Here is a 12449-nt window from a genome sequence, read left to right as displayed (position 1 = left end):
GCTAATAAATAATAAGATTTAATCATTAATGAGACATCAGTCTAAACCATTTATTGAATTGGCTCACTCTATTGGATTTGAATCTGTAGGAATTGTTCAAGCACAAAGACTTGAAAAGGAAGCTTTGCAATTAGAGCAATGGTTGGCAAATGGTTTTCATGGAGAGATGACTTATATGGAAAGGTATTTTGATCTTCGAATTGATCCCACAAAATTACTCGAAGGATGTAAATCAGTTATTATGATGACTCTAAATTATGACCAGCCACAAATACACCTTTCGGAGGATCATCCTAAAGTATCTAAGTATGCTTATGGTCAAGATTATCATAGGGTTATTAAGGACAAATGTGACCTATTGTTACATTCATTGAAAGAATTATATGGAGATATAACAATTCGAGCGTTTGTTGATTCAGCACCTATTATGGAACGCGTTTGGGCGGAAAAAAGTGGCATTGGATGGAATGGTAAAAACACCCTCACAATTAATCCAAAAAAAGGTAGTTATTTTTTTTTGGCTTGCATTTTAGTTGATCTTGAATTTGAATATTCTACACCAATAAAAGACCATTGTGGGACCTGTAAAAAATGTATTGAAGCCTGTCCTACTCAAGCAATTCATCCGGATGGCTATCTTTTAGATGCTAGTAAATGCATATCCTATCTTACAATCGAACTTAAAAATTCAATCCCTGAAGGATTTAAAGATAAAATGAATGGCTGGGCATTTGGCTGCGATATATGTCAGGAAGTTTGCCCTTGGAATCGATTTTCCAAACCAACCAAAGTACCTGAATTTCAACCAAACTTGGATATGTTACAATTAACTAAATCGGATTGGTTGGAGATTAATGATGAAACATGGAAAAAAATAAGTAGAAATTCCCCGATTAAAAGAACTAAAAGGGAAGGAATGATGAAAAACATTAAATTTATAAATTAAAGTTTTTATTAATATAACAAGGCCATTCTATAAATAACTTCCTTGGGCAGTAATAAATAGTCTTAAGTTAAATTATAATTCTCAAATTAATTACTTTTACACTTTGTTACAGTACTAGAAACAGTAAGAAATATGAAGCTTAATTTGAAGGTTTGGAGACAAAAAGATAGTAAATCAGTTGGTCGATTTGAAATGTATCAAATTGAAGCGAATGAACACATGTCTTTCTTAGAGATGATGGATGTTCTGAACCAACAACTTATTGATAAAAAACAAGAGCCGGTAGCTTTTGATCACGATTGTCGTGAAGGAATATGTGGTGCTTGTAGTATGGTAATCAATGGAAAACCACATGGTCCGAATTCAGGCACTACGACCTGTCAATTGCATATGAGGTATTTTAAAGAAGGGGAAACCATTGTGATTGAACCCTTTAGAGCCAGATCTTTTCCAGTAATTAAGGACCTAGTTGTAGATAGGACTGCATTTGATAGAATTATTCAGGCTGGTGGATATATTTCAATTAATGTTGGCCAGGCAATTGATGGAAATTCAATGCCCATTGAAAAGGATGTTGCAGGTAAGTCTTTTGATGCGGCAGCTTGTATTGGATGTGGGGCGTGTGTTGCAGCTTGTCCAAATGGGTCAGCAATGTTATTTACTGCGGCTAAAGTATCACATTTAGGTCTTTTGCCTCAGGGAGAAGTTGAACAAAACAGAAGAGTATATAATATGGTTGCACAGATGGATGCTGAAGGTTTTGGTCGTTGTTCTAATGTTGGAGCATGTGAAGCTGATTGTCCAAAGGAGATTTCTTTAGAGAATATCGCACGAATGAATAGATATTATACAAAGGCGATATTTGTTTCAGAACAATAGAAGTCACTAATAATTAAATTTTAATGCATTTTTTAGGTGATGTAAATGATGTGTTCCATGCCATGCATACATCCCAATAGATTCTTCCAATAAAATTTTCTTATTATGTTGTGGATGGATGAACCCTTTTTTGAGGTCTGTTTCATTCAATGAACCTAAGAAAACGGCCCAACGTAAATGAAGACTTTCAATTAGATTTAATGATACATCGATGGGTATCATTTTTACATCTAACATTTCGGACCATAATTTTTCGTTATATGGATTAATAGTAGGGGTATCTTCAGTTGTTGAAAGTTTGTGTCTAATATATGCATTCATATGACTATCAGCAATATGATGAACTACTTGTTGGATGGTCCATCCTTCCGGTCGATATTTGCGTTGAAGGTCATTTTCATTAATATGAGACAAGGTACTTTTGAGTTGATTCGGTAAATCTTTAATCTCATTGATCCAATTCGAACATCGAATCTTATCAATAGTATCTGGAGATTTCCATTTTCCAATTGGGTATTTTAATTCTTCCATGGTTTGAAAATAAGATTAAATTCTTTTGTTAACAACAATTAACAAAATTTTTGAAAAAGGGTTGTAAATTGACCAAACTAATGTGGTATAAATGAGTTATCTGAATAAATAATTAATTTAAAAAGTAACAAAAATGAATGTAATTGATCTATTAAAAAGCTACTTAAACCATGAATTCCTTTCCAAAACCTCAAATTTTATTGGAGAAACAGAGCATTCAACTTCAAAAGGATTAGAAGCTATTTTACCTATACTTTTAGGTGGTGTTTTAAATGAATCAACTCATCAAGATCGGATCCATCAAATTTGGGATTTAATCAATCATAAAGACAACCAAAGCAGTCTTTTAAATAATCTTAATGATTTTTCAATAGAAGACATTTCTAATGAAAGTCAAATTATAAGTAGCTCCTTCATTCAACTTTTATTTGGAGACAATCATTCAGCATTAATAGATGGTTTTTCTAAATTTTCAAATTTTAAAAGTTCAGCTTCTGCTAATAAATTATTAACTATTGCAGGTTCATTCGTGTTATCTTTTCTTAAGAAAAAATCAACTACTGAAAATTATGGCGTTTCAGGCTTAACTACTTGGTTAGGTGGTTATAAACGAGAGATAATAAATGCTATACCGAGTGATTTAAAATCAATATTAAATTTTACCAATTTAACAAACACAGTTAATCAAGAATTCGATTCTAAACCAACATCAGATGAAAATGGAAGTAATTGGTGGATGTGGTTAATAGGGTTGATTGGATTATTAGCATTATTATGGACTATGATGAAGGCTTGTAATACATCTGACAGGGATGATTTGGTTCAAACTAAAATTGAAAATGTAAACAATACATTGAATGATTCAACGACTTTAGGATCTAATACAATAAATTCAAATACAAATGATTTGATGAATTCCTTAGATTCTAGCGTAAAGGCCAAATGGGATCTACTTGGCCAATCGATTAAATTAACCCTCCCAGGAGGAATTGAAATTAATGCACCAGTAAAAGGAGTAGAAAATGCCTTAATTTCTTTTATTAATGATAAATCAAAAATCGTTGATAAAACCACTTGGTTTAATTTTGATAGAATATTATTTGAAACCGGAAAAGCCACATTAAATCCTGTTTCAATGGATCAAATTAGTAATATTTATTCAATATTGAAAGCATATCCATCTGTTGAAATAAAAATTGGAGGGTACACTGATAATACTGGTGATCCTAAAGCTAATCAAAAACTTTCTTTAGAAAGAGCTGAAGCGGTAAGAACTTCACTAGTAGAAAAAGGGGTAGAAGGTATTAGAATGGTAGCCGAAGGTTATGGTCAAGATCATTCTATTGCTGATAACAATACAGAAGCGGGTAGAGATTTGAACCGAAGAGTGGCTATTCGAGTTACAAAAAAATAATTTTCCTTATCAGTTATACATTCGATAAAACCATTCTTTTATTGAGGATGGGTTTTTAAAGATTATTTTCATTATCTTTGATATTATGAACAAGGATTATTTAAGTTATATCATTTTTATTGTTGCACTTGTATTTTCATTTATTTTAGATCTTTTTGTATTTAGTAAAAAAGGTCAGGAAGTAAAATTAAAAAACGCCTTGTATCAATATTTATTCTGGGTATTAATTGCTTTAGGGTATTTTGGATACTTGTGGTTTGAATATGACAGTAATAAAGCTTTAAATTATTTATCGGCATATTTAATGGAAATGTCACTTTCGATAGATAATATATTTGTTTTTGTAATGATTTTTTCATCTTTACAAATATCTAAAGAAAACATTGGTAGAGTATTGATAATTGGTGTCGCACTTGCTGTAATTTTCAGGATCATATTTATTTCTGTTGGTATTATTTTGGTACAGCATTTTTCTTGGATATTATATATTTTTGGAGCATTTCTAATATACACTGGGTATAAATTATTTTCAGAAAATCCAGAAGAAGAAAGTGATATCAAAGATGGTAAAGTTTATCATTTCTTAACAAAATATCTTCGATATACTGATGATGAACCACATGGTAAATACACTATAAATAGAAAAGGAAAAATATTTTTTACCAAACTGGCATTAGCAATTTTTATGCTTGGAATTACAGATATTATTTTTGCATTAGACTCTATACCAGCTGTTTTTGGAATTACAACGGATAATTTGGTAGTATTCTCATCAAATATTTTTGCAGTATTAGGGCTGAGAGCACTTTTCTTTATTTTGCAAAAAGCAGCTGATAATTTTGATTTTTTGCAACAAGGAATTGCTATCGTTTTAATATTTATTGGTATTAAAATGTTTTTAGTGTTTGTTGATATTCATATACCAAATTGGATTTCATTATTGACTATTGTAGCATGCATAAGTGCATCAATATGGTATTCAATATATCACCAACGAAAAAACACCAAATTGCTTTAATAAAATAAATACAATAAAAATATTTTATTTTTTTCTTTTAAAATCTCCTCTTTTCCAAGCTTTAAAAAAGGCTATCCATGCGGTTGGACTTAGTAGATTATTTGGTCTAAATTGACCATTGTAATAATTTTTTTGTGCTTGTTGAACTAAATAAAGTTGACTTGAGGCTTGACCATCAGTTGGGGTAAATTCAAAAAATTTGCGGAGGTTATCTTGAGCTAAGTTTTTTAAAGCAGTTTCTTGAAGTACGTTAGAAATATCCATGGCTAGAAATTCCTGCTTGAAATAGTTTTTATCTGGCCAGGGATAAACAATAGTTTCGGGTAAGTATATGGTATCTCTTGTCATAATTTGAAAAATAGTATAATGAGATTTGCCTAAACTATCCGGTACTAAATAAAATATGGGTTTAAACCCTAAGTAATTAAAAACAAGGGTATCATTTTTTTGAACTGCCATTGAAAAAAACCCTTTACTATCTGCATATACACCCCTTCCAGTACCAATAATACTGATTTCTGCAAAAGGTAATGGTTTAGGTTCTGAATCAATATCGGTTAATACGAGACCGGAAATTTGAATTAATTGATTGCCTTGGGACCAAGATTTGACAAGACAACTAAGGATTAACAATAAAAAGAAATTGATTTTCATTTTCAAATTTTATCTAGCTATAGGGCTTCGATTTAACAAACGAATAATAATCGAATTTTGTTATTGTTCATAATAGGATAGTATATTTACCACATAAAAAGACGAAGATATGATTAAAACGTTGCTTAATCTCGTATTAATAGTATTCCATTTATTTTTTTGTTCTCCATTAATGGCTCAATTAATTAGTGGACCTATGTTGGGATATATAGAACATAGGACGGCAAAAATTTGGTGTGAAATTGGAGCAAAATCTAATGCAACACTTCAATTTTGGCCAATAAACAAAACAGTTAGTCCGAAATCAGCATTTCCTAATTATCATTCTGCATTTGATTATAAAACTATAGTTTTTGATTTGGTTGGTTTAGAGCCTGGTCAAGAATATGAATATCAAATAACCATTGACAAAAAAGACAAATCTGAAAGATTAAAGGGCACTTTTAAAACTCAAGTATTATGGAAATATAGAATTCCAGCGCCGGATTTTTCATTTCTTGCCGGTAGTTGTAATTATATCAATCAACCTATCTATGACAGACCTGGGAAACCATATGGTTCAGATTCAATCATTTTTCTATCTATGGCAAAAGAAAAAGCAGAATTCATGTTATGGTTAGGCGATAGTTGGTATACTCGGGAGGTGGATTTCCAAAGTAAATGGGGTTTATGGAATAGGGCATCCAGAGATCGAGCGGTAAGTGAAATTCAACCCATTTTTAAATCAATGTCTCATTTTGCAATTTGGGATGATCATGATTATGGACCAAATAATGAAGGCTTGTCTTACATTTTTCAAGAGGAATCAAGAAAAGTATTTATGGCTTACACGGCTAATCCAACATATGGATTGTATGATAAAGGAACATACAGTAAAATTTCTTATAATGATGTAGATTTGTTTATGATGGATAACCGCACCTGGCGCAGTTCAGATGATATGTTAAGTAATATTAATAATATTCCAAATTCGGAAAAATTGATGTTTGGTCAAGAGCAAATAAACTGGTTAAAAAATTCACTTTTGAATAGCTATGCACCATTTAAAATTATTGTTACGGGATCTCAAGTAGTGAATGAAGTTGAAGATGGTGGAGATTGTTTTTATAATTATCCAGTAGAGTATAATGATTTAATGAATTTTTTAAATGTACATAAAATTAATGGCGTAATATTTTTAACAGGTGACAAACATCATAGTGAAATAATTAAAAAAGATAGAGAGATGGCTTATCCATTATATGATGTAACGGTCTCATCATTAACAGCCGGTATTTCAAAAGTTAAAAAAGAATTTATAAATCAGTCAAATAGAATTCCAAATACCTTGGTCGAAGAGCATAATTACGGGCGATTTACTGTTTCAGGTAAGCCCAAGGATAGAGTATTGCAAGTAGAATTTGTAAATATATCAGGTCAAGCCAAATCGAAATGGTTAATTTCTGAAAACGATTTAAGGTATAATAAAAAGTAGCGCTAAATGAAATGGTTCAACTATATAATAATATTTCCAATTCGGGTTTATCAGATTTTTATTTCACCAATCCTAGGAAAAAATTGCAGATTCAATCCAACTTGTTCTAATTATATGATACAGGCAGTAAATGAGTGGGGTATTTTTTACGGTGTTTTTTTAGGAATTAGGCGTATAACTAAATGTCACCCTTGGGGTGGAAGTGGAGATGATCCAATTCCAAAGAAAAAAAAATGAATTGGGGATGATACCTATACCTGACCTAAATTATACTGCTTCCAAATATTCCATATTAATTTGAAAGGCACACAAATTCCAGAGATAATACATGAAATGGAGAATAAAATCATTTCATTTCTTATATAAAGGGACATGGCAGCTTGATCTTCAGATTTTAAATTGGAGACTATTTCTTGCAATCCAATTTCATCTATGAAATTTTTAAATTCAGAAAAATAATTTATACAAACAAAAACAGTCGGAATCATAATAAAAATAATAGCTATTTTTATTAATTGATACCATGCATATGGAGTTTGATGCCAAAAGAAGAGCCATCTGGTAAAGGTGATTGAACCTAAAATAAATAAAAAATTAGGCCAAAGAAATTCATAGGTAAGATTATTATAAATAATAGGATATAATATGCATATAGCCATTATTAATGAAATCAACCACCACAAAAATTCATTAAACCAGAGATTTTTGACCATTATTTTTTTGTAAAAATTGGTGATTAATATTAGCTATTCGTTGCATCAAAAGGATCAGAATTATCTTTATATTTTTCAAATATACTATTTGGATTTTCTTTTTTAATAATAAGAGCTATGATGGAAGATATTATAAAGTAGAAAATGAGTGAAAAACAAAATGCAAGAATTATTTTTCCAAAACCAAAGGGATTTGAATTTGCTATATCTTCGATAGCTTTTTCTGTTGCTTCATTACCCATAGTACCTCTAAAATTTTCCATCATTTTAATTTGAGCATTTCGTTGCTCATCGATTAACTCAGGAGCTAGAAAATTATATAAAATAAATGTAAAAACCATTGAAAAAAATGAATAGACTATAGAGCTAATCCAAATGGGTATTAAAGCTTCCTTCCAGGATAAATATCCACCCAATTTTAATTTATGTTCTGAACCCGAAATATACATCGGAATTAATCCCAACAAAAAAATTAAACTTGCAATCCATGAATTGGTTATTAATGAACTACTAAAAAGATAAAGAATTAACTGGATAAGAATATAGGCTGCACCCCAAATCAAACCTATTCTAATCGCATATGGATAATTAATCATAATCAATTGAATTAAATAATATTTGAAATAAATTTATTTTTATTATATACTCCTAAAATTTTTCCTTTTAAACTTTTATTTCTTAATGGACTATTTTTGGAAATGGATTTTATAAATCCATCTGAATAATTCCAATTTATATCTGGATGAAACCAAGTTAATTCAGCGACGACATTTTCTTGCAGGCTTACTTTTTCTTTATTCAGAATTTTTCTTGGGTTGATTGCAACTTTCTCAACCCAGAGTGATGCGTCAATTTCATTGTTTAAAAAAGTTTGAATTAATGAATAGGCAGTTTCAAGTGAAATTGCTCCAAATGCTGATGACTGAAACTCCAATTCTTTTTTTTCCGGATTCATTGGAGTATGATCACTACATATAATATCAATACTTCCGTCAATGAGTCCTTTAATAAGTGCCTCACGATCTTTGGTAGATCGAATGGGTGGGTTAAGTTTTAATTGATGATTAAATTGTTCCAATGAATTTTCTTCGAAAGCCAAATTAAATATTGAAACTGAAGCAAATAAATCCTTTAATGTTAATTTGGCATTCCGAATTAATTGAACAGATTCAGATGTAGATATTTTATGAATGAGTAGTCTGGATTGCGCATAACGAAGAATTTCTATGTCTCTCTGGACGGCAATATATTCAGCAATGGACGGGATACCTTTTAAGCCTAACTTAGTACTTACAAGACCTTCGTGAATCTGGCCCTTGATCCATAAATTATCATCTAAACTTTGATTGATAATTAATGATTTGGGTAATAATTTTAAATATTCTAATGCCCTTAACAATAAGCCACTTTTTTGGATGGATTGATTCCCATCTGAAAAAGCAACAGCACCAGATTGGAACATCTGTAAAATCTCAGCCATTTCAACAGATGCGTTATCCTTACTAATAGCTCCAATCGGCCAAATATGAATTGGGAGTGAATGTGAATTATGGAGTATAAAATGAATTTCGGATTTTGAATGTAATACAGGATTGGTATTTGATAAACAACAAATAGTAGTATAGCCGCCAGCAACAGAGGCATTTGAAAGACTTATTAAGGTTTCTCTTTCTTCAAATCCTGGTTCTCCCGTATGGACACCAATATCTACCCATCCGGGAGACAAAAATGATCCCGCTACATCAAGAATTATTGAATTTTTGTTTGGAACAATATTAGCTTTAATTTCATGGATTGTACCATTTTTAATCCAAACATCTCTCTTTTTTAAATGATAAGGACTTTGAGGGTCAACTATGATTACTTTTTTAAATATATAGTCCATATTATGAAGTCTTCCAATACCTAATTAAAACACTTTCCAAGAATAAAAATAGTAAAGTTCCAAGTATTAAAAGCCACCAGTAAGAATGTTTTTCCTTAGATTCTTTAATTAATGATGTAAAATCATTTATTTTATCGTTATCAAGCAATTTTATTTTATCACCAAGTAAATCAATTAATTGGGACTTACTAAAAATCGATAAATCAGACTCAAGTCTGTTTTCATTAAAGGCAACAAAACCTAGAGATAGCTCATTGTTTTTAAGTTCGTAAATACCAGACTTATTTATTTGATCGTAAACCTCTATATTAAGTTGATTTTGAGCCATTTGGACAGATGGTATGATCTCTTCTGGTCCTGATAATTTTAAAGTCATGTCTTTTAAGACTATATTCTTTTGAATCGGCCATGTTATAACTTGATTTTGACCAATTGTATAGTTAAAATTTGATTTTTTTATTCCAGAAAAAGCTGCCTTAAATAAAAATGGAAGAAGAATCTCTGCATTTTTTACCAAACTATTATATTCAATATTTATTGGAGAAGTACAAAAATAAACAACACCTTGAAGATAAGAATATTTTGATAAATAACTAGTTCCATCTCGATAATTTAAAATGGATTCATGTGGATGTCCGCCTTTAATTAAATAGCTTCCATTGGTATATGGCAATTTAAAATTTGCCTTTGGGTTGCTGAATACATCTTGAAAGATTTCTTCTTCCAAATTAATGGTCCCTACTTCTTTTTTTAATCTTGAAAAACTGATTAAATTTGGAAATTGTAATGAAGTGTTTAGATTTTGATAATCTAGATCTTTTAAATCAGAAGCTGGAAAGATCAATAAATTAGTTCCTTCGCTCATTGCTTTATTTAATTCAGAACCCAATCCTGATGTAATATTCTTAATATCAGATAAGATAATTAGTCTGTAATTTTTTAATGAACTATAATTTAAATTTCCAATATCTAATGAGGTAGTTTTAAAAAAAGGAAGACTATTTATGGCCAATAATAATTCATTAGATTCTTGTTGATCATGAATAACAAGAACATTAATTTCTTCATCAACTTTAAAACTTAAATAATACGTATCATCGAATTGAATTGGAAAATCTTTAATTTTTAGAATTAAATTTTGCCAGCCTGATGTTTGGATATTTATTTTGATGGTATCTAAAATGGTCTTGCCGGCTCTTATAGATAAATTTGAAAGTGGAATATCCTGACCATTTAATTCATATCTCAAGCTAAGATTATCCAAATCAGTTGAGCCATAATTACTTAATTTTACAATTAAAGAATTAACTTGATTTGGAATAATAACAGGCGATGAAAAATAGGCGGTGTCAATAGTAGCATTATTTTCACTAATATTTTGGATTGGAATAAAATTTATAGAGAAGGTAGAATCAATATCAGATGGTTTTAAATCCATTATCTTTTTTTGAAAATCAGAAATAACATATATTTCATGACCCAAATTATTTAAATTATTAAGAGATTGTTGTTGTTTTCTGATTATAGTTGATAATGGATTAACTGTTGGACCTAAGTTAATATTTTCAATTGCGGTGAACGCATCGTCTTTAGATAAAAATCGTAAATTTCTGCCAGATAATTCGTTACTGATAACTTGAAATTTATCATATTCTGAATAAGCTTGAACAATTTCAGTGGCTGTTTTTTTGGATTTTGCAAAAAGTATTCCCTCGTCAGATTTTGCATTCATTGACCAGCTGTTATCTATATAAATACTGACCGCTTTATTAGTTTTAGTTTCTTGATTATTTGTTTTAAAAAATGGTTGGGAAAAAGCAAAAACCAATAAACCAATTGCTAATAAACGGCAAAGTAAGATAAGGAAATTTTTTAATTTATTTCTGGAAGCAGTTTCTTCGACCAATTCCTTAAGAAAATGCACATTTGTAAAATAGACTTGCTTATATCTTCGAAAATAGAAAAGGTGAATGATTATTGGTATAATCAATAAAAATAAGCCCCAAAGAATACCTGGAAATAAAAATTGCATGGTGTATATGAATCCTACCGCAAAACTAATTAAATTATAACGTTTAAAGGATATTTCTTATTTCTGCTGCAAGTTAGTTTTTGTAAATGCATTATTTATCTAATTTATTAATGGCATCATATCCATATAGATTACTTTGATTTCTTAATATTACTTTGTTTAAAGACTGAATTATAAATTTACATATTAATGTTTATTAATATATTTATTACCTTTACCTTGATTTTATGATATCGTATATTAAGGGTCAAATTGTTGTTTGTCAACCTACCAATTTAATAATTGAAGCAGGTGGGATTGGTTATCAGGTTTTTATAAGCCTGCAGACCTACACTGAAGTGTCCAAACTGAAAGAAGCAAAGATATTGACCTATTATCATGTTAAAGAAGATGGACATAGTTTGTATGGTTTTTACACTGAAGAGGAAAGATATCTATTTGTGCATTTAATCTCAGTAAATGGTGTTGGGCCTAATACTGCAAGGTTAATACTATCATCTATGGAGCCTTTCATGATTAAACAGGCTATTATTTTGGGTGATGACTTAAGTTTTAAACGAGTTAAAGGAATTGGACCTAAAACAGCTCAACGAATCATTATTGATCTAAAGGACAAGTTGACAAAAGAAAATCAAGATATGGGTCAGTTGAAAGGAGCAATTGCTCCAGTTAAGCAGGAGGCATTGTCGGCGCTCCTGGCACTAGGCTTTATCCGTGTTCAAATAGAACAGGGACTTAAGCAAATCCCAGACATAGAAGCTAATGAAATGTCTGTTGAGGCGCTCATCAAGTTAGCGCTAAAAAAATTGGCATAATTTACTAAGTATATACGCAAGGCGTTTTTTTTGCGTTATAATGCTCAGGTTGCAATCAAAATGTATTATTTTATTAGGTATTTTGGAT

Annotated in this window: 13 protein-coding genes; 7 read left to right on the top strand and 6 right to left on the bottom strand. The window is 30.3% G+C overall.

Features of this window, described 5'->3' with window-relative positions:
* Positions 1 to 28: 28 nt before the first annotated feature.
* Both queG and IPK88_05475 read left to right on the top strand, forming a co-directional pair.
* Complete coding sequence (queG, locus tag IPK88_05480) at positions 29 to 946, top strand: tRNA epoxyqueuosine(34) reductase QueG (GenBank protein ID MBK8242856.1); 918 nt, start codon at positions 29 to 31, stop codon at positions 944 to 946.
* A 132-nt stretch (positions 947 to 1078) separates the two neighbouring features.
* Positions 1079 to 1825, top strand: a complete 747-nt coding sequence (locus IPK88_05475) for a succinate dehydrogenase/fumarate reductase iron-sulfur subunit (GenBank protein MBK8242855.1) — start codon at positions 1079 to 1081, stop codon at positions 1823 to 1825.
* Between the two features lie 6 nt (positions 1826 to 1831).
* Here IPK88_05475 and IPK88_05470 read toward each other — a convergent pair whose 3' ends face one another.
* Positions 1832 to 2356 (bottom strand): putative metal-dependent hydrolase, encoded by a 525-nt coding sequence (locus IPK88_05470; protein MBK8242854.1) that lies wholly within the window; start codon positions 2354 to 2356, stop codon positions 1832 to 1834.
* A 133-nt stretch (positions 2357 to 2489) separates the two neighbouring features.
* Here IPK88_05470 and IPK88_05465 point away from each other — a divergent pair, with 133 nt between their 5' ends.
* Together IPK88_05465 and IPK88_05460 are read left to right on the top strand one after the other, a co-directional pair.
* Positions 2490 to 3770 carry an OmpA family protein gene (locus IPK88_05465; protein MBK8242853.1) on the top strand — a complete coding sequence of 427 codons (1281 nt, stop codon included), beginning with the start codon at positions 2490 to 2492 and terminating at the stop codon, positions 3768 to 3770.
* Between the two features lie 85 nt (positions 3771 to 3855).
* Positions 3856 to 4788 (top strand): TerC/Alx family metal homeostasis membrane protein, encoded by a 933-nt coding sequence (locus IPK88_05460; protein ID MBK8242852.1) that lies wholly within the window; start codon positions 3856 to 3858, stop codon positions 4786 to 4788.
* 24 nt (positions 4789 to 4812) lie between these two features.
* Here the strand turns inward: IPK88_05460 and IPK88_05455 are convergent, their stop codons facing one another.
* The gene (locus IPK88_05455) at positions 4813 to 5442 is read right to left on the bottom strand and encodes a carboxypeptidase-like regulatory domain-containing protein (protein MBK8242851.1); all 630 of its coding nucleotides are present in this window, start codon (positions 5440 to 5442) and stop codon (positions 4813 to 4815) included.
* Between the two features lie 109 nt (positions 5443 to 5551).
* Between IPK88_05455 and IPK88_05450 the strand changes: the two genes are divergently transcribed.
* Complete coding sequence (locus tag IPK88_05450) at positions 5552 to 6916, top strand: alkaline phosphatase D family protein (protein MBK8242850.1); 1365 nt, start codon at positions 5552 to 5554, stop codon at positions 6914 to 6916.
* A gap of 6 nt (positions 6917 to 6922) precedes the next feature.
* The gene (gene yidD / locus IPK88_05445) at positions 6923 to 7153 is read left to right on the top strand and encodes a membrane protein insertion efficiency factor YidD (protein MBK8242849.1); all 231 of its coding nucleotides are present in this window, start codon (positions 6923 to 6925) and stop codon (positions 7151 to 7153) included.
* 14 nt (positions 7154 to 7167) lie between these two features.
* Here the strand turns inward: yidD and IPK88_05440 are convergent, their stop codons facing one another.
* The 4 genes from IPK88_05440 to IPK88_05425 are packed head-to-tail and all read right to left on the bottom strand — an operon-like array spanning position 7168 to position 11546.
* Positions 7168 to 7629 (bottom strand): hypothetical protein, encoded by a 462-nt coding sequence (locus tag IPK88_05440; protein ID MBK8242848.1) that lies wholly within the window; start codon positions 7627 to 7629, stop codon positions 7168 to 7170.
* A gap of 29 nt (positions 7630 to 7658) precedes the next feature.
* Positions 7659 to 8225 carry a DUF4199 domain-containing protein gene (locus IPK88_05435; GenBank protein MBK8242847.1) on the bottom strand — a complete coding sequence of 189 codons (567 nt, stop codon included), beginning with the start codon at positions 8223 to 8225 and terminating at the stop codon, positions 7659 to 7661.
* 11 nt (positions 8226 to 8236) lie between these two features.
* On the bottom strand, positions 8237 to 9514 hold the full coding sequence (locus IPK88_05430; GenBank protein MBK8242846.1) for a dihydroorotase: 1278 nt from the start codon (positions 9512 to 9514) through the stop codon (positions 8237 to 8239).
* Between the two features lies 1 nt (position 9515).
* Positions 9516 to 11546 carry a BatA domain-containing protein gene (locus tag IPK88_05425; GenBank protein ID MBK8242845.1) on the bottom strand — a complete coding sequence of 677 codons (2031 nt, stop codon included), beginning with the start codon at positions 11544 to 11546 and terminating at the stop codon, positions 9516 to 9518.
* A 227-nt stretch (positions 11547 to 11773) separates the two neighbouring features.
* On the opposite strand from IPK88_05425, the gene ruvA reads away from it, so the two are divergent.
* Positions 11774 to 12361 (top strand): Holliday junction branch migration protein RuvA, encoded by a 588-nt coding sequence (gene ruvA / locus IPK88_05420; GenBank protein MBK8242844.1) that lies wholly within the window; start codon positions 11774 to 11776, stop codon positions 12359 to 12361.
* Positions 12362 to 12449 lie beyond the last annotated feature (88 nt).

The organism is Candidatus Defluviibacterium haderslevense (assembly GCA_016712225.1).
Lineage (GTDB): Bacteria > Bacteroidota > Bacteroidia > Chitinophagales > Saprospiraceae > Vicinibacter > Vicinibacter haderslevensis.
This window is presented reverse-complemented; position numbering and strand designations above follow the sequence as displayed.